Genomic DNA, 17916 nt, shown 5'->3' with positions numbered 1-17916 from the left:
CCCGCGGTGTCAGAGCGCCACGTCGTCCAAAATGGGTCGCCGTAGCGGAAGCTTGGGGCGCAATGGATTGCAGCGGTTCGGGAAGCGTCAGGCCGGTAACCTGACTTACAGCCTGGGCCGGCAGCGCAAGTGACAGGACAGGAAGCAGCAGACGAATTGAGAGCGACGGTGACATGATCAGCGCCGTCCACACAGCGCTGCGGAGGCGGCTGAACAGTCAGCAAAGACCGGAAACACCTTGTCCATGCGCGTGATGCGGAACATCCCGGCGACGCTGCCCGACAGGCCGCAAAGGGCGATCTCGCCCCGCATCCCCAGTCGCTTCAACACGCCGACCAGGGCGGAAATGGCGGTGCTGTCGACGAAGGTGACAGCGGCAAAGTCTACAACCAGTCGATCCTCGCCCCGCTCGATCAGGTCAAAGACCTGGTTGCGGAAGGCGGTGGCGTTGGCCGCGGTCAGACGCTCGGTCCGCAGTCGGATCTCGCAACTGTCACCCTCTGCGGGCCGGGTGATCCTGAACATCTCGTCGCCAGCGTAATCAAGCGAGGGGCGCGACGGCCTTTCCTGATGCTCGCGCGGTTCGTGCGGCAGATGGCTGCTGATTACGTCAAGCTTCTGGTCAATCATTAAATCGCGCATCTTCGGTCCGTCCCTTTGGTGGTCTGACGAGGAAAGTCCGCTGCCGGCACCACCTGGCGCGGCCTTGGACATGCGCGTTCGCCCGCCGGACGGCGGTTCAGCGCGGATAAAAGATTTGTCGGATCAGGTGATCATGTTGCGATCGCGTGCGATCATCGCGGCTTGCGTCCTGTTCCGCGCATCAAGCTTGCGGCACAAGGTTTTGACGTGCAGCTTGACGGTCACTTCCTGAAGTCCCAGCGTCCGGCCGATGTCTTTGTTCGAACGCCCTTCGGTCAGGCCACGCAACACTTCCGTTTCGCGTGCGGTCAGCTCGCCTGACATGCGCTGGTTGTCCTGCTCGAAGTAGCCGTAGGGAACAAAGGTTTCGCCGGAGGCAATGAAGTTGACCGCAGCAGCCATCGAACGGGCATTCATGGTCTTGGGCAGAAATCCTCTTGCACCCAGAGCCATCGCCTCTTTTGCGACCCGGCGTGACGCGGTCCCCGAGAGGATCGCGACCGGTCGCGGATTCATCTGACCGCAGATCCTCGTCAACCCGGCGAGACCGTTCATGCCGGGCATGTCGTAGTCCAGCAAGGCAACGTCGAACGGACGATCGCCTTCGGACGAGACGGCTTTTTCAGCCCCGGCAAGATCGCCGACCTCGACGATGTCGGCATCGAGCTGGGCGCGGAGATACATCACCAGCGTTTCGCGGATGAGATCATGATCGTCAGCCAGAAGAATTTTCATCACGTTGCCTCTGATGGCGCGAACCGAGGAATCGGTCCCGCGTCGATTGATGTCAGGGATACGCAAAACTGTGTTCCGTGTGATCCATTCTTATCCGCATGGCCCACTGAACAAACTGATGAATACGACCGAACTATACGATCGTATAGCGTTTGATACGAATGATTTGCTGCGTTTTTCCATTCGCCATGCGAAACCGATCTCTGCCAACCTAATTCTGATCGGACCAAATCCATGTCATATCTTGTCAGTCGTGCTGCCCTTATCCTTTCCAGTGCGCTTTTGGTCGCGCCGGCATTCGCACAAGACGCCCCGCTTCTGACTGTTGAGGTTCAAGACAAATCCCGCAGCTACGATCTGTCGTCGCTCAAGGCTCTGGGCGAGGCGGAGGTCGAGACGACGACGATCTGGACCGAAGGAGTTCACCGCTTCACCGGTGTTCCGCTGGCCACTCTTCTTGCCGATGCGGGGATTGGGACCGGGGCGGGATCAGAGGGCGCAATTGCCGCCACCGCGATCAACGATTATTCGATCAGCATTCCCCTGGATGAAATCCAGCCCGAGGTTCCGATTGTCGCTTACTGGATGGATGGGGAAGAGATGTCGGTTCGCGACAAGGGCCCCCTGTGGATCGTGTTTCCGTATGATTCCGCTGAGCAATATCGGACAGAGGTGATTTATTCGCAGAGCATCTGGCAATTGGACCGCATCAGCGTGACTGAAACCGAATGAGCGTAATCAGGCTGACGCAGCAGAAAGTTCTCGTCTTCCTTGTCCTGTCGATCGCGGCCTGCGCTTTTGTTGTCTGGCAGATAAGCGCCGATGCCCGCCGTCAGATCGAACACCTCGCCACGGCCAACACCGACAGCACGCAATGGTCGCTGGCGCAGACCGAGGTCGAGTTGCTGGCGCTTCTGGTGGCGATCTCCGACGCATCGGACACCCCTTCCGATCCCGAGGCCCTTGCCGAGGTCAGGTCACGGTTCGACGTGTTCTATTCCAGGCTTCGCACGCTGACGACGGGACGTGTCTTCGAGTCGCTTCGGCAGAACGAGGCGGCTGGTGCCGCGCTCGCCCAGATTTCTGCGGTCCTGGATGACGCGATTCCTGCGATCGACGCGGCCGATCCGGAACTCCGTCAGGCGTTGCCTTCACTGGGCGCGCGCATCGCGGCGCTTCGTCCCGCCGTGCGGTCAGCCTCGCTTGACGGCGTGCGCCTGTTCTCTGATGATTCCGATCGACAGCGCGAACAATTGTCCTCGACCATGCGCGATCTGGCTTTGCTGGTCGGGCTGATGGCCGTCGCTATCACCGTCGTTGTCACGGCTCTCGTGGTGATGGCGAACCGCGCGCGACGGCAGGCCGCGCACATTGCCACGACCCACGCACGGCTGCAGACCGTCATCGCAACCTGTCCCGATGCGATCGTGGTGGCAGACCCAAATGGGCGCATCGTCGATTTCAACGAAGCGGCTGAACGGATCTACGGCTACTCGGCCGCTGAAGCCGTCAATGCGGACATGCTGTCGCTGATCGTGCCAGAGGCCGCGCGCATCGAGACGCTGGAGTTCCTGAGTGACATGCCGTCGGTGGCGACAGCGTTCGGCGCAGCGACGCAGGCCAGCGCCATGCGCAAGTCAGGCGAGATCTTTCCCATCGAAGCGACCGTCGCCCGGGCCCCGAGCGATACGGGTCCGGTCATGGTGGCGTTCGTGCGCGATATCACCCGCCAGGTCGAAGAGGCCGACGAACTGATCCGCGCGCGCGATCAGGCGCTGGCAGGCGAGCGTTCCAAGGACGAGATGTTGACCGTGATGAGCCACGAGATGCGCACGCCGCTGAACGGTCTTCTGGGGACGCTCGACCTGCTCGCGATGACGCCGTTGGGCGAAGAACAGCGTCGCTACGTGGACGTCATGACCCGTTCCGGCGAGCTTTTGCTGGCACATGTCAATTCCGTCCTCGACATCGCGCGGGCCGATGCGGGCGCACTGCGCTTGGAAGAGGTGCCTTTCGGTCCGTCCAAGCTTGTCCGTGACTTGCTCGATTCGCTGCGCGCGAAGGCGCTGCGGCGCGGGAACGAGCTTTCGGTGCGGACGGATGGTTCAGATGGCATGCCAGTGCTTGGAGATCCTGCGCGGCTGACCCAGATCCTGATCAACCTTGTGGGCAATGCGATCAAGTTCACCCAGAACGGCAGGATCGACGTCATCATTGATCGTCGGACTGCGGGACAGGTCGAGTTCCGGGTCCGAGACACGGGCATCGGCATCGCGCCTGAAGATCAAGAGCGCGTCTTCGAGGATTTCGTGACGCTGGATGCCTCGTTCAACCGCAATGTCGAGGGCACGGGACTTGGTCTTGGGATCGTGCGCCGTTTGACAAGGTTGATGAAAGGAAACATCCGGATCGAAAGCGAACGGGGGCAGGGTGCCTGCTTTGTCCTGACGCTGCCGTTTGCGAACCAGCCCGAGATGAGCGACCTGCCACACGAGGCAACGTCTATCTCGGCGGCGGCCCAAACTGACCGCAAGGTTCTGGTTATCGAGGATAACGAGGTCAACCGCATGGTCGTTCGCGGAATGCTGGAGGCCCGAAGCTGCCACGTGGTCGAGGCCGTGGACGGTCAGGAAGGCGTCTTGCTGGCGCGCGATCAGCGGTTCGACGTGATCTTCATGGACATCAGCATGCCCCTGCTGGACGGTGTCGCAGCCTCGCGTCTGATCCGCAGCGAAGGGCCGAACAAAGACGTCCCGATCGTTGCTCTGACCGCCCATGTCAGAGAAGAGGACGAGGCACGCTTCCATGCCGCCGGCATGAATGCGGTGCTTGCCAAGCCGCTTTCCTTCCGCGCGCTGGATCTTCTGCTGGACAGCCTTGCTGACGACCCGCCCAGCCCTGTGCGACAAGATGAAGCACGACGCTATCTCGCGGCGAATATCGGTGAAGCCCAGGCCGACAAGGTATTACCCCGCATCCGTCAGGAATTTCACGAAAGCCTTCAGTCGCTCAAGGATATAGCGCCGGAGCCGCAGCGCCGTGTCGAGGCAGCCCGTCTTGCGCACAAGATGGCGGGTGCGGTTGCCCTGATCGGCCTTGCGGCTCTTCGCGATGAACTTGTCCGGTTGGAAGAAGAGCTTACGGGCGAAGGTGACATCCGGACGGAGATCGCGGCACGGCTCGACCGAATCGACAATTTGGCGCCATGACGGCCACTGCTTCAGGTCTTCGGACGGAACGATCTCAAGATTCACCCTCACAATTCCGCGTCGTCCAAATCGACCCGAACCACCACTGACATGCCCGGAACAAGCCGCTCGACAAGCGGTTGATCGGGGTCAATCGCGATCCGGACGGGGAGACGGCGCGAGATTTTGATGAAGTTGCCGGTCGCGTTGGAACTGCCCAGTACGCTGAATTCTGATCCGGTCGCGGGCGAAAAATTCTCGATCCGTCCGGTCAACGCTGCTTCACCCAGGGCATCGACGCTGAACGTGATCGGATCGCCGACTTCCATTCCCGCCAGTTCGGTTTCCTTGAAGTTCGCAACGATCCATTTCCGCTCCGGCACCAGCGAGGCAAGTCGGGTTCCCGGCGCGACGTATTCGCCCACTCGCGCCGAGATCTCGCCCAGCTTGCCATCCATCGGCGCCACGATACGCGTGTGCTCAAGGTCGAGGCGCGCCAGGTTGACCGCGGCTCGGGCCTCTTCGACGGCGGCCGCGCGCGCCTCACGCTCTACCGCCACAAGTTCGACATCCTGACGCGCTGTCGCTGCCTGGGCTTCGGCTTGAAGCAGGACGGCCTGGGCTTGATCGAAGGCCAATTGCTGGTTCTGCGCATCCCGTTCGGTGACGACGTTTCGGTTGCGCAACTCTGCCGTCCGGTCGCGCTCATCCTTGCTCACCTCAAGCGCGGCTCTGGCCGACTGGACCCCCGCGTCTGCGGATTCGACCTTCGCTTCTGCGGCGAGGCGTTCCTGGCGAGCGCTTGCCAGACCGGCATTCGCCGAGTCGAATTGAGCCTTGGCCTGTGCGAGCCGCTGGGCATAAAGGGAATCGTCCAATCTGACCAACAACTGGCCGGCTTCGACGTCTTCGTAATCATTCACGGCCACTTCGACGACGGCACCAGAAACCTGTGGTGCAAGGAAGGTTACCGTTCCGCGCACATAGGCGTCCTCTGTCAGCCGTGCATCGTTCGCGAAGGGCGGTAATCCCCAAGCGTAAAGCACGCCGACGGTACCAAGGATGCCGACAACGGCGGCGATGAGCGTGGCAATGTGCCGGGTCAATCTGGAAAGCATCTGTTCACCTCGGATCAGGCGGCCTGCGCCTGCGGCTGTTCGGATGTGGGTAAGTCGTCGCGCGCACCGTCGTTTGCAGCGTCCGGCGCGATGGAGGAGGCGCGATCACGCCAGCTTCTGATCATGGCATGAGCCACCAGCAGCATCAGCGCCGCAGACGATGCCGCCGCGATCATCACGAATGCATCGTTGTAGGCCATGACGGATGCCTGGGCTTGCACGGTGGCGCCAAGCTGAGACGCTGCTTGTGCAGAGGCCAATGCGGGATCACCGACTTGTGCCGACAAGGCTCTGGCAGATGTCGACAGGCGATCGGCGACCAGCGCGTCGGTGCCGGACAGAGTGTCCGCCAATCGCTCGGCGTGAAGCCGTTGCCGGACCTGGACGAAGCTGGCGAAGATGGCGCCACCGAAAATCCCGCCCAACTTCTGCGTGGTCAGGAAAACGATGACGAAAGTCAGGATATAATTCGGGCCCTTCGCCAAGGCTGACATAAGGCCCGACAGCAGCGCCGGCGGCAAAAACAATGCAGAAGCGAGGCCGACCATCGCCTGCGACAGATACATGTCCGAGGGCACGGTCTGAGTTGTCGATCGGGAATCCAGCAGCGATCCCACGATGAGAAGCGACAAAGCGACGATGTGGAACGGGACCTCGCGCCCCGGCTTCAACATCACGGCACAGATCGCACCGCCCAGCAATGTTGCGGCGATCACGACGAGCCACAAACCCTGCATCTGCTCATTGAGCAGCCCCAGTGAGCGGAAGAGCCCGGCCGCGCCGGATGTCTGTTCGCTCAACACCAGTCTGAACAGCAGGATCGCGGCGGTGAAGTGCAGGATGGCGGGGCTGGCAAGCCAGCGAATGTCCAGCAGAGGTTCCTGGCGATTCAGCTCGATGCATGCAGCGATGGCGAAGGCGCCAATGCCGATGGCGAGCAAGAGGCCGAGCCAGGCCTGTTCTGTCCACCAATAGATCGGACCCGTGACGGCCGCCACCGCCAGGCAGCCGAAGCTGACGGCAACGAAAAAGAAAGAGATGACGTCGCCCGCTTCGATGCGCATTGGCGTCGGCGGAGTCTTCAACGGCAGAAGGTAGATCAGCCCAAGCCCGATTGCGGCCATCGCAACCTCCAGGCTGGTCAGCGCGTGCCAGAGACCGATATCGAGAAGATGAGGCGAGATGAGGCGAGTGACGGGAGAGCCCATGAAGATGACGGTCAGCGCCGCAGAAAGGCCGATATTCATCTTGCGATGCGGCGGCAGAGGCTCAAGCATGTAGAGGAAGGCGAGAGACGTCATCGGCGCGGCGGCGACGCCCGACAGGAACCGCACGGCGAGCTCGGGACCAAATCCCTCGGCCCAGAAATTTAGTGCCGCAGCCGCCACGAAGCCGACGATCGAAACCTCGGCAAAGCGCCTGATTCCGAACTGCCCACGAATTTTGATCAACGCCAGCGTCAGGGAGGCGTTGGGTGCCATGTAGGCTGCGGTCAGCCAGGCGGTTTCGGCCTGCGTCGTGTCGAGGCTGCCTTGAAGCTGCTGTGCATTGGCCGAGATGACCGATTGGCCATAGCCCTGCGCCAAGGCCAGAACGATAGCCGTCGCGAAATAGCCGCAGGCACGCCAGGGGGACATTGCGGGGGCTGATGGCGGGGGAGGAGCATTCTGCTCGCCCGTCACGCGCTGGTCCGCTTCGATTTGCGAAGGCTGGGGCGCAGATCCGCGGATCTTCTGGTCTGGACCCCTCAAATCTTCGCCAATTGTGAGAGCCCGTTTCATGACTGGCTGGCCTTCGCCACGTTTTCGAGCATTTGGCGTAGAACGCGCTGCGTGACGGCGACATCCTCTGGCGCAATCCCTTGCAGGACATCGGAACGGAGTTGATCGGTTAGCGCCTGTACACTCTCGGCCTGTGCCTGGGCCGCTTCTGTCAGAAGAACATGGCGCTGACGCCGGTCGCCGGGAACGACTTCGCGTCTGACCGCCCCGGTGGCTTCCATCCCGTCGATCAGCCTGACCATCGTCGGCGGCTCGACCCCCATCGCATCGGCCAGTTCGGATTGCGTCATCGGTCCGTTTTGCGACAGGCGAAGAAGCAGACGCGCGCGGGCTTCGGTCAATCCGTATGCCTGCGTGCGATCGTCGAACAGCGCACGGAGCTTGCGTGTCAGTGCGCCGAGTGTCGGGAGAATGTCTGCTTCGGGCTCGCGAGATCTGTTCATCGCAAGTATATAGTTAGCTAATGGTTAGCTATGCAAGTACCAGGTCGGTTTTATCCCGTAACCGCTCTCAACAGTGCGGGCACAGTGACGACCAGGCGACGTTTACGATCAGGCGGCCCGACTGAGGCCTGTGTTCAGGCCAGTATTTCGGACACCATGCCGATAAGCCTATCCGAAGCCATCGGCTTCTGGGCGATCGGCGCGCCGATCCGCTCAACCAGCTCGCCGGATTCCTGCAGATCGCCGGTGTGAAGAAGGAACGGCACGCCGCGCTCGCGCAGCGCTTCGGCGATCGGTTCGCAGGTCATGTTGCGTCCCAGATTGACGTCGAGAATAGCGGCGTCGAAGTCACCATCCGCTGCAAGCGACAGCCCCGTGGATTGCCGCCTGGCGTGGATCACGGTGCACCTGCGTCCTCTAGGCTCATCTTCAGATCCATCGCGATGATGACTTCGTCTTCGACCAGAAGGATGCGGGCGCCCTCCAGCGGACGGGATGGGGTGGTGATCCGGCCTGTTTGCAATTCCAAGTCTCTTAATCCAGCGGCAGGGGGATGCGAACGATGGCTTCCAGACCTTCGCGCTTCCAGTCGCGTTGCACGGTGCCCTCGGCGGCGCTGATCAGATTGTCGACGATCTTGCCGCCCAGACCGGTCTTGTCAGGGGGGCCTGCGATGGCCGGCCCTCCACTTTCGCACCAGTGAAGTTGCAGTCTCTCTTCCTCGACGCCGTCGTCGAAGACCACCTTCCAGTCGATGCGAACCGTGCCATCCGCCGTACTCAGGGCGCCGTACTTGACGGAATTGATGGCAAGTTCGTGGAGGGTAAGCGCAAGCATCGAGATCACGTTACTGCTCAGCAGGACGCTGCCACCCGACATCTCGACCTGGCCGCGACTGTCATAGGCCGACAAGACCTCGGCAAGTAGCGGGCGAAGATCGGAGGACTCCGTCCGCGAGGCATTTTCCAGCGTCGCTTCATGGGCGCGCCCAAGGGCCAGGATGCGCCCGGAGATGTCGTCGGCGACGGCCCGTCCTTCGGGGCTTCCGCGTCCGGCCATCGTGACCACCGCATTGATGACCGAGAACATGTTCTTCATCCGGTGGCTCAGCTCGCGCGCAAGCAGCTTTTGTTGCTGTTGCTCTGCACGCGCGACGTGAACTTCGGTCACGTCCCACTGGCTGCCGAAAAGGTACAGAAGAGAACCGCCGTCGTCGTAGATCGGCCCGATGTGCAGCGCGTTCCAGAACACGTCGCCGTTCTTGCGGTAATTCAGCAGTTCAACGACAGCGACCTCTTCTTTGTCGATGGCATCCCTGATCCGCGCAACCTGCGCCTTGTCGGTGCGTGGCCCCTGCAGGAAACGACAGTTGCGACCCAGAACCTCTGCCTCGTCGTAACCGGTCAGTTCCTGGAACGCTCGGTTCGCGAAGACGATCGGCTGGTCGTCCTGGTTCGGGTCCGACAGGCAGATTGCCATGCGGGTTTGTGCCATGGCCTGTTCGAAGAGAAGGGCGCTGCGCTCGCCATAGCCACGCTCGCCCTGACCCTCGCGCGCCAGCACGGTGCTCAGATTGAAGGCCTTGGATGCCTGGTCGCTGTCGCGGGGGGCGGCGTCTGGCGAGCGTGGCTTCTTTTCGTCATCGCTCACTCAAGAATACCCCGCAAACCGTGCTTCATCCTACCCAGATGACACGAAGCGGAAGCGATTGGAACTCGCTTTTCAGTGTTGCCGCGGAAAGGCCCGGTCGAACCGAAGCGGCAGCCCTGCGCAGCGATGCGCCCTTCACTAACGAGAAGATGGCGCATATCTGCGGCGACAACCCGATCGCCAATTAAAATGTCGCCCGCAAGTCGCACGCGGATCGCGACGGTCAACAGGATATGATTTCGCCGTGCCATCAAGCGACCAGAACTATGATGCAATCGTGCTCGGGGCCGGTGGCGCGGGGCTGATGGCTGCTGCGGCCGCGGGGCAGGCGGGGGCGCGCATCCTGGTCATCGACCATGCCGAGAAGCCCGGGAAGAAAATCCTCATCTCGGGTGGCGGCCGCTGCAATTTCACCAATAACGGTACCGGCCCTGAGAACTTCCTGTCCGAAAATCCGCATTTCGCAAAGTCCGCGCTGAAACGCTACACGCAGTGGGACTTCCTCGCGCTGGTGGAAAGACACGGCATCGCCTGGCACGAAAAGACGCTGGGACAGCTCTTCTGCGACGGCAGCGCCCGCCAGATCGTCGCGATGCTGCTGGAGGAATGCCGCCGGGGTGGGGTGGAGATCCGCCTCTCGACCGCGATCGGCGAGATCGGCCATGCTGATGGGATGTTTCGCGTGGCGTGCGCCTCGGCGCGTCAGTTGGTGATCGCGACGGGTGGTCCGTCCATTCCCAAGATGGGGGCAACCGGCATCGCCTATGACATCGCCCGTCGCTTCGGCCTCGACGTCGTGAGCCCCCGCCCTGCGCTCGTGCCCTTCACGCTCGGGCAGGATGATGCGCTCTTCAAGGCAATCCCAGGGGTCGCTTTTCCGGCCGTCGCGCGCGTCGGTGACATGTCATTTCCCGAGGCCGCGCTGTTCACGCACAAAGGACTGTCGGGACCCGCGATCCTTCAGGTGTCCTCCTACTGGTCGCCGGGCGAGCCGGTCTCACTTTGCGTCCTGCCGGACGCGAACGGGGTCCTGCGTGCAGCGCGTCAGGACATGCCGCGCGCCCATCTCAAGGCGGTGCTTTCCCGCCATCTACCCGCCCGCTTGGCTGAAGCGATGTCGAGCCGCATCGGTCTCGGACGTGAAATGGGCAATTGCTCGGATGCCGAACTGAGCGACGCGGCAGAGATGCTCACCGCGCTCACCTTTCGGCCGACGGGTACCGAGGGCTATGCCAAGGCCGAGGTCACTGCAGGCGGCATTTCGACAGCCGTGCTCTCGTCCAAGACGATGGAGGCGCGCGACGTTCCGGGGCTGTATGCCATCGGCGAAGCCGTCGACGTGACCGGATGGCTTGGCGGCTACAATTTCCAGTGGGCCTGGTCCTCGGGCGTTGCCGCTGGACGTGCAGTGGCAGAGAGGGCCAAGGCCGCTTGATCGCCGACTGCGAGAAACATGCGCGCAGGTGGCAGCCTCGCGTAATCGTGGAAACCCTCACGAAGGCCGCGCAAACTGGACAGCGCATCCGGCCGTGGTGAAGCAATGTCCTGATCGGGCCAGGGCTTTTGCAAGCAAGGATGAACCGCGCGATAGGAACGCGGTTCTTTAGATAAGGGTGCAGTGTGAAGATCGCAGATCTGTACGTCCTTCGTCACGGCGAGACGGTCTGGAACGAGCTGGGGCGGTTTCAAGGCCGAAAGGATTCACCGCTGACCGAGAGGGGCCTGACACAAGCGTTGAGGCAGAGAGCCTTGTTGGAATCCCTCAGCGAAAAACCCGAGATCACGTATTCGAGTCCGCAAGGGCGCGCATTGCAGACCGCGCGGATCGCACTGGGGAATGACGCCCTTATCCTTCAGGACGAGCGCCTCTGCGAGATTGATTTCGGCGCATGGGAAGGCTTGTCGCGGCAAGAGGTGCAGCGGCAGGTGGGCGACGGTTTCGCGAGCGGCGAGTGGAATTTCGACAGTCCGGGCGGAGAGGACTTTCATGCCATCGTGGGGCGCGTGACATCCTTTCTGCATGACCTTCGCGAACCTGCCGTGGTCGTCACCCATGGGATGACATCGGTGATCTTGAGAGGCTTGTGCATGGGAATGGGCAAGGCCTCCATGCTTCGGCTCGAGAGGCGGCAAGGCGTGATATACAGGGTGGCAGATGGGGCAGAGACCATCCTTGCCTAGACCGTTGTAAACGAGGCGCTTCGCCGTGGACCAAAGCGTTAACCAGCATCACGGGGATGGCGCGTGACAGATCTGCCAGTCTCACTTCGCACGCTGCGATATATCGTCGAAGTCGCCGATGCCGGCAGCGTTACCGATGCGGCGCGAAGGCTGGGCGTCTCGCAACCGTCGGTCTCGGTGGCTTTGGCTCAGGCCGAGCGTGATCTGGGCGTGCAGATCTTCGTCCGTCAGCATGCGCGTGGCATGAACCTTTCGGTGCCGGGACGGGTGCTGGTCGATCAAGCGCGAGGCCTTCTGCGCGCGGCGAGCGAACTCGCCGATACGGCGCGGTCCCTTGGCGATCCGTTGAGCGGTGAAATCGTTGTCGGCAGCTTTCCGAGGCTGGCGATGCGCTACATGCCCCGGATCATCGCCAGCTTCAGGCAGGCCTTTCCGAATATCACCGTGCGCCTCATCGAAGGCGACCACGCAGAGCTGGTGGCGGGTCTGGAAAATTCCAGCATCGAGATTGCACTTGGCTACGATTTCGCAAGACCAGAGCATCTGAGCGCCGAGGAGCTGGCTTCCCTGCCGCCCATGGCGCTTTTGTCACGCGATCACCCCTTGGCCGGCTCGGAAACGATCAGTCTGTCCGAGTTGGCGTCGGACCCGTTCATCCTGTTGGATCTGCCATTCTCGCGAGACTACTTCCTTGGCCTTTTCTCTTCATGCGGTCTGCAGCCGTCCATCGCGTTCCGCAGTTCATCGCCCGAGCTCGTAAGGGGTCTCGTCGGCAACGGCATGGGCTTTTCGCTGCACAACACGCTGCCGCTTGGCGCGGTCGCCTATGATGGCAGCGAAAGCGTGACGGTCCCGATCAGCGGCGATCCCTTGCCGGTTCGCATCATGCTTCTGCGTTTGGCGACCTCGGATCCGCGCCCTGCGGTTCAGGCTTTTCGAGAATTCATGCACAAGGTTTTTACGGCAGGAAATAGCGCATATTAGGCGCAGACTTTCTTCTGCTTAGATTCGTCAATAAGGCGCCGTGAATAGGGCGATCTTATGCAGGGCATAGGCAACGACTTTCAATAACAGCCATATTTCAGATCTGCCTGCGTAGAAGGCTGAAATTATAGGTCTTTGCCGGGATATTGAGCCAGGCAAGCTATTGTCGAAACTGGTTTTGTTAGCGGATGATATCGGAAACCAACAGGAGGTTTCCATGAACAAGATCATAAAAACTGCAGCATCGCTCACCTTCGTTTTTGCCATGGCCTCGGGTGCGTCGGCGCAGACGCAATTGCGGCTGGCGGTCGAGACGACAAGCGGCGACCCGACCCACGTCATGCTGTCGACCTTCCGTGACGCGCTTCAAGCCAGCGCTGGAGATCAGGTCACGACCACCTTCAACGACGGTGGTTCGCTGGGCGATGAAAACGCGCTGGCAGAAATGGTGCGCGTTGGTGCGGTGGACGTGATCCCGATGGGGTCCGATGGCGTCGCGGCGCTGGACAGTCATTTTTCGGTGTTCGACACGCCCTTCCTGTTCAGCGGCAAGGAGCAAGCCCGCGCGGCATTGGACGGCGAGTTCGGTGACGTGATGGCGGCCTCGCTGCGCGAGAACGCCGATCTCGAAGTGCTGGCCTTCGGCGAGTTGGGCGTTCGCGTCATCAGCAACTCGAAGCGCGCGATCATGACGCCCGCCGATCTGGCGGGCCTGAAACTGCGCACGCCAAGCAGCCCTACCCGGATGATGGCGTTCCAGACGTTGGGCGCAGCGCCGACCAACCTTCCCCTGGGCGAGGTTTACATGGGCCTTCGTCAGGGTGTCATCGACGGACAGGAAAACCCGCTTTCGGTGATCAAGGAATTCTCGCTCCACGAGGCGCAGTCCCACATCTCGCTGACCAATCACATCTACACACCCATCACGCTGGTCATGAACGGCGCGGCTTATGACGCGCTCGACGACGACATGAAGGCCCAGGTTCGCGCGGCTGCCGAAGCGGGTGTGGAAGCCACGCGCCAGCTTTCGGACGACAGCGACGCCGCCCTGGTGGAGGAATTTCGTGCTGCCGGTCTGACGGTGACCGAACCCGATATCGCAGCCTTCCAGAAGGCCGCGGAACCGATCCGCGCCCACATCGCCGACGTCGTGACGCCCGAATTCATGACGCGGGTGGAAGGGATGATCCAGTGAATCAGATGACCAAAGCCTATCCCGACTTCATGCCCGACGGGTCGGGGGATCTGGCACGGATCGGGTTGATCTACATCGCTTCGTCCGTGGTGATGGAAGAAGAGATGTGGGCCATGTCCGCGCCCGGCGTATCGACCCATACGGCGCGGATCAGGTTGCCGAAGGTCACCGTCGAGGGGATCGAGGAGATGATGGCGGCGCCTGAACTGGAAACGGCGGCCCGCCATGCCGCGGCCGCCCCCATCGATGTGCTGTGCTTCGGCGGCACCAGCGCCTCGTTCCTGCACGGCACGGCCTATGACAAGGCCCTCATTGTCAAGATCGAGGGTTGGGTGCCGGGGCCGAAGGTGACGACCGCCTCGACCGCGACGCTGGCGGCGCTTGCACAGGTCGGGGCCGGCAAGGTCGCGTTGGCAACCCCCTATGTGGATACGATCCATGATCGCGCGATCAGGTTTCTGGCCGAGAACGGCCACGAGGTCGTCAAGAGCGGACACCTGGACATCACCGAAGACCACGCGCTTGCCGAAGTCTCGATCGAACAGGTCTACGATCATGTCCTGTCGGTCGATCACCCGGACGCCTCGGCGATCTTCATCTCCTGCACCAATTTCCGCTCGGTCGGTGCCATAGCGGCGCTGGAGCAGCGTCTTGGCAAGCCCGTCATCTCTGCCATTCAGGCGTCGTTCTGGCATTGTCTTCACCTGACGGGCGCGCGTGGTGCCAAGCGGGGCTACGGCAGCCTGTTCAAGGGATACGAGGCCGATGACTGAGGCCGTCATCGCAGATCGACCCTCGGGCAGGGTCCGCCGACACGCGCTCGCTCTCGTCGAAACGGCCGCAGTCGCCTTGCTGGTGGCGCTGGTGGCGCTGGTCCTGGCGAACTCGATCGGCCGCTATCTGTTCGCCCGGCCCCTGCCATGGACCGAAGAGGTCGTCGTCGCGCTGCTAATGTGGCTGGGGGGACTTGGGATCACGATCTCCGGGCTGCGCAACGGCCTCATCTCCTGTGCCATCTGGACAGCGCGACTGTCGGCACCGATCCAGCGAAGGCTGCGCATCGTGCAGAACCTTTTCGGTTTGGCGACCATGGCTGCTTTGGCCTGGTTCGCTTGGCAGTATCTGGGACTTTTCGGCGGTGATCGTTCACCGCTGATCGGGATGCCGAAATCGGTGCCGATCAGCGGCATCATAGGCTGCGCCGCCGGTCTTTCGCTGGCCTTCGTCATCGACCTGATTGCCCCGGAGGATCTGTGATGCTGGGCCTAGCCGCCACTATGCTCGGCGTCCTGTTCGTGCTGGTCCTGCTGGGTCTGCCGATCGTCATCTCTCTGGTCGCAGCGGTGCTGATGTTTCTGACCTTGTCCGGGGGATGGGCGCTATCCCTGCCACAGCAGGTTCTGGCCGGGGTCGGGGATTATCTGCTGATCACCCTGCCGCTGTTCATCCTGGCCGGTGGCTTGATGAATGCCACCGGAATCGCTGACCGCTTGTTCGCATTCGGTGCCGCGCTTGTCGGATGGATGCGGGGAGGGCTGGCCCATGTCAATGTTGCCTCCAGCCTGATGTTCGGGGGCATGATCGGCACGTCGGTCGCCGACCTTGCGGGAACGGGGTCGGTGATGATCCCGAAGATGAAGGCGAGCGGTTATCCGGGGCCTTTCTCGGCGGCGCTGACCGCGACTTCGTCGGGGGTGGGGGTGCTGATCCCACCCAGTTCGCCCATGATCCTCTACTCGGTGGTGACGGGGACCTCGCTTGGCGCGCTGTTTCTGGCGGGGGTGGTTCCCGGGCTGCTGATGGCAGGCGTCATGATGGTGACGATCTCGATCCTGGCGCGGCGGAATGGCTGGCAGCCGATGAACAGCTTCGAATGGTCGCGAGTCCTTCATACGGGCCGCCACGCCATCCTGCCGCTGGGGATGCCGGCAATGATCCTGGGCGGCTTGATCTTCGGCATCTTCACCGCGACCGAGGCCGGAGCCTTCGCGGTCGCTTATGCGCTCGCTTTGTCCACGCTCGTCTATCGGACGCTGACATGGGCCAAACTCAGGCAGGCACTTGTCGATTCCGCGATCCTGACCGGCGAGGTGCTGATGGTCGTCGGCTTCTCGACCGCCCTGGGATGGGCGTTGTCGCAGGCGGGTGTGCCGATGGCCCTGTCCGCAGGGATCGAGGGTTTGTTTCCGACCGATAACGTGACGATACGCATCTTCGCGCTTCTTCTGCTCGCCCTGATTGCGGGCATGGTGCTGGACCCGCTGATCCCCATGATCATGCCGGTCCTTCTGCCGATGCTGATCGGTCTGGATGTGGATTTGATCCATTTCGGCGTCCTGATCGTGATGACCGTCGTGATCGGCCAAGTGACGCCGCCGGTGGCTATCGCACTGCTGGTGGCGGCCAAGATCGGGCGGGATGACGTTTGGCAGGTGACCCGCGCGAACATGCCCTTTCTTTGGGCACTCGTTGTCGCATTGATCATCCTGACCTTGTTTCCCGCACTGTCCCTGACACTGCCGGGACTGATGAACTGACATTCGCTTTGTCCGAAATGAGCCGTTCCGCCCGCATTTGCGGGCGGGCGGGGCAAGCTTGGGAATGGCGCCGATCTTTGGCTGAGGCTCAGCCTGATCCTTGGCTCGGAACTTACTTCTTTAACAAGCAGGCCGGCCCAAGCAGGTCTTGAAGCATGAACACGACGGCACAGGCACCACTGGCCTCACGCCGCACAACAGCAAAGACACGAACATGACAGAAAAGATCGACACCGTTGTCGTCGGAGCTGGGCAAGCCGGCATCGCCATGAGCGAGCATCTTCGGGACATGGGCGTTCCGCATCTGGTGCTGGAGCGCAACCGCATCGCCGAACGGTGGCGGTCCGAACGGTGGGATTCCCTGGTCGCCAACGGGCCAGCCTGGCACGACCGCTTTCCCGGTCTGGAATTCGATGACGTCTCGCCCGAGACATTTCCCCCGAAGGAGAGGATGGCCCGCTATTTCGAGGATTACGCCAGCCTGATCGACGCGCCGATCCGCACGGGGGTCGAGGTGACGTCGGTTCGCCGCGCGCCGGGCAGGCCGGGCTTCATCGTGTCGACCTCACAGGGTGAGATCGAGGCGCTTCGTGTCGTCGCGGCCACCGGACCTTTCCAGGTTCCCTCGTTTCCGCGCATCGTTCCACAGGATGCGGGCATCACGCAGATCCATTCCTCGGACTACAAGAACCCGGACCAGCTTGCGGACGGGGCGGTGCTGGTCGTCGGGGGCGGCGCTTCGGGTTCACAGATCGCCGAAGAATTGCAGCGCGCGGGCCGCAAGGTCTTCCTGTCGATCGGCGAGCACTACCGCCCTCCGCGGTCCTATCGTCAGCGCGATTACGTCTGGTGGCTGGGCGTGCTGGGCAAATGGGACGAAATCACCATTCAAGCGAAGAAGAAGCACGTCGCCTTCGCGGTCAGTGGGTACGACGGCGGCAAGACCGTCGATTTCCGCCGCATGGGCAATGCCGGTGTGACGGTGCTTGGGATGACCCAATCCTACGAGGACGGAGTTCTGCAGATCGCCGACGATCTGGTGGCCAACATCGCCGCCGGGGATGAGGCTTATCTGGACGTGCTGCGCGAAGCCGACGCCTATGTCGAGCGTAACGGTATCGACCTGCCGCCCGAGCCCGAAGCGTGGGAGATGCAACCTGACCCTGATTGCATCGCCAATCCCGTCCGAGAGCTTGATCTTGCGTCGGAGAACATCGGGACGATCATCTGGGCAACCGGCTTCCGCTTCGATTTCAGCTGGCTTCAGGTGAATGCCTTTCACGAGGACGGGACCCCGTTCCACAAACGCGGCATCTCGGCCGAGCAGGGGATCTACTTCCTTGGTCTGCCCGAACTGACCAACCGGGCTTCGTCCTTCATCTACGGCTGCTGGTATGACGCGAAATACATCGCGACCCATATCGGCGTTCAGCGCAATTACGTCGCTTACGAGAAAGGCTGA

General features: G+C 61.9%; 18 protein-coding genes. 10 read left to right on the top strand and 8 right to left on the bottom strand.

The features are described 5' to 3' along the window. Positions 1-177 precede the first annotated feature (177 nt). Complete coding sequence (locus MLD63_RS08775) at positions 178-630, bottom strand: STAS domain-containing protein (RefSeq protein WP_255329481.1); 453 nt, start codon at positions 628-630, stop codon at positions 178-180. A 135-nt stretch (positions 631-765) separates the two neighbouring features. Continuing rightward, complete coding sequence (locus MLD63_RS08770) at positions 766-1377, bottom strand: response regulator transcription factor (RefSeq protein ID WP_255329480.1); 612 nt, start codon at positions 1375-1377, stop codon at positions 766-768. A gap of 234 nt (positions 1378-1611) precedes the next feature. On the opposite strand from MLD63_RS08770, the gene MLD63_RS08765 reads away from it, so the two are divergent. After that, a complete protein-coding gene (locus tag MLD63_RS08765) occupies positions 1612-2109 on the top strand; it encodes a putative pterin-binding protein (RefSeq protein WP_255329479.1) in 498 nt (165 codons plus the stop codon). Then, on the top strand, positions 2106-4586 hold the full coding sequence (locus MLD63_RS08760; protein ID WP_255329478.1) for a hybrid sensor histidine kinase/response regulator: 2481 nt from the start codon (positions 2106-2108) through the stop codon (positions 4584-4586). Before MLD63_RS08765 ends, MLD63_RS08760 begins: the two co-directional genes overlap by 4 nt. 47 nt (positions 4587-4633) lie before the next feature. Here MLD63_RS08760 and MLD63_RS08755 read toward each other — a convergent pair whose 3' ends face one another. The 6 genes from MLD63_RS08755 to MLD63_RS08730 all read right to left on the bottom strand — a co-directional run bounded on the left by MLD63_RS08755 (position 4634) and on the right by MLD63_RS08730 (position 9557). Continuing rightward, the gene (locus MLD63_RS08755) at positions 4634-5683 is read right to left on the bottom strand and encodes an HlyD family secretion protein (RefSeq protein ID WP_255329477.1); all 1050 of its coding nucleotides are present in this window, start codon (positions 5681-5683) and stop codon (positions 4634-4636) included. Positions 5684-5697: 14 nt separating this feature from the next. Then, the gene (locus tag MLD63_RS08750; RefSeq protein ID WP_255329476.1) at positions 5698-7320 is read right to left on the bottom strand and encodes an MFS transporter; all 1623 of its coding nucleotides are present in this window, start codon (positions 7318-7320) and stop codon (positions 5698-5700) included. Positions 7321-7460: 140 nt separating this feature from the next. Next, positions 7461-7907, bottom strand: coding sequence for a MarR family winged helix-turn-helix transcriptional regulator (locus tag MLD63_RS08745; RefSeq protein WP_255329475.1), 447 nt, complete (start codon positions 7905-7907; stop codon positions 7461-7463). Between the two features lie 134 nt (positions 7908-8041). Next, positions 8042-8308: a response regulator gene (locus MLD63_RS08740; RefSeq protein ID WP_255329474.1), complete on the bottom strand. Its 267-nt coding sequence runs from the start codon at positions 8306-8308 to the stop codon at positions 8042-8044. Then, complete coding sequence (locus MLD63_RS08735) at positions 8305-8436, bottom strand: response regulator (protein WP_255329473.1); 132 nt, start codon at positions 8434-8436, stop codon at positions 8305-8307. The genes MLD63_RS08740 and MLD63_RS08735 overlap by 4 nt, the downstream gene beginning before the upstream one ends. Positions 8437-8441: 5 nt before the next feature. Further along, entirely contained in the window at positions 8442-9557 is a 1116-nt protein-coding gene (locus MLD63_RS08730) for a PAS domain-containing protein (RefSeq protein ID WP_255329472.1), read from the bottom strand. A gap of 244 nt (positions 9558-9801) precedes the next feature. On the opposite strand from MLD63_RS08730, the gene MLD63_RS08725 reads away from it, so the two are divergent. From MLD63_RS08725 to MLD63_RS08690, 8 genes are all read left to right on the top strand, one after another. After that, complete coding sequence (locus tag MLD63_RS08725; RefSeq protein WP_255329471.1) at positions 9802-10992, top strand: BaiN/RdsA family NAD(P)/FAD-dependent oxidoreductase; 1191 nt, start codon at positions 9802-9804, stop codon at positions 10990-10992. 185 nt (positions 10993-11177) lie between these two features. Beyond that, positions 11178-11738 carry a histidine phosphatase family protein gene (locus MLD63_RS08720; protein ID WP_255329470.1) on the top strand — a complete coding sequence of 187 codons (561 nt, stop codon included), beginning with the start codon at positions 11178-11180 and terminating at the stop codon, positions 11736-11738. A 63-nt stretch (positions 11739-11801) separates the two neighbouring features. After that, positions 11802-12722: a LysR substrate-binding domain-containing protein gene (locus MLD63_RS08715; RefSeq protein ID WP_255329469.1), complete on the top strand. Its 921-nt coding sequence runs from the start codon at positions 11802-11804 to the stop codon at positions 12720-12722. Positions 12723-12939: 217 nt separating this feature from the next. Continuing rightward, the gene (locus MLD63_RS08710) at positions 12940-13917 is read left to right on the top strand and encodes a TRAP transporter substrate-binding protein (RefSeq protein WP_255329468.1); all 978 of its coding nucleotides are present in this window, start codon (positions 12940-12942) and stop codon (positions 13915-13917) included. A gap of 5 nt (positions 13918-13922) precedes the next feature. After that, positions 13923-14690: a maleate cis-trans isomerase family protein gene (locus MLD63_RS08705; protein WP_255329467.1), complete on the top strand. Its 768-nt coding sequence runs from the start codon at positions 13923-13925 to the stop codon at positions 14688-14690. Further along, the gene (locus tag MLD63_RS08700) at positions 14683-15174 is read left to right on the top strand and encodes a TRAP transporter small permease (protein WP_255329466.1); all 492 of its coding nucleotides are present in this window, start codon (positions 14683-14685) and stop codon (positions 15172-15174) included. The genes MLD63_RS08705 and MLD63_RS08700 overlap by 8 nt, the downstream gene beginning before the upstream one ends. After that, positions 15174-16454, top strand: a complete 1281-nt coding sequence (locus tag MLD63_RS08695) for a TRAP transporter large permease (RefSeq protein ID WP_255329465.1) — start codon at positions 15174-15176, stop codon at positions 16452-16454. The genes MLD63_RS08700 and MLD63_RS08695 overlap by 1 nt, the downstream gene beginning before the upstream one ends. Positions 16455-16668: 214 nt before the next feature. Then, positions 16669-17916 (top strand): flavin-containing monooxygenase, encoded by a 1248-nt coding sequence (locus MLD63_RS08690; RefSeq protein WP_255329464.1) that lies wholly within the window; start codon positions 16669-16671, stop codon positions 17914-17916.

The sequence above is a fragment of the Paracoccus albicereus genome (genome assembly GCF_024359525.1).
Lineage (GTDB): Bacteria > Pseudomonadota > Alphaproteobacteria > Rhodobacterales > Rhodobacteraceae > Paracoccus > Paracoccus albicereus.
This window is presented reverse-complemented; position numbering and strand designations above follow the sequence as displayed.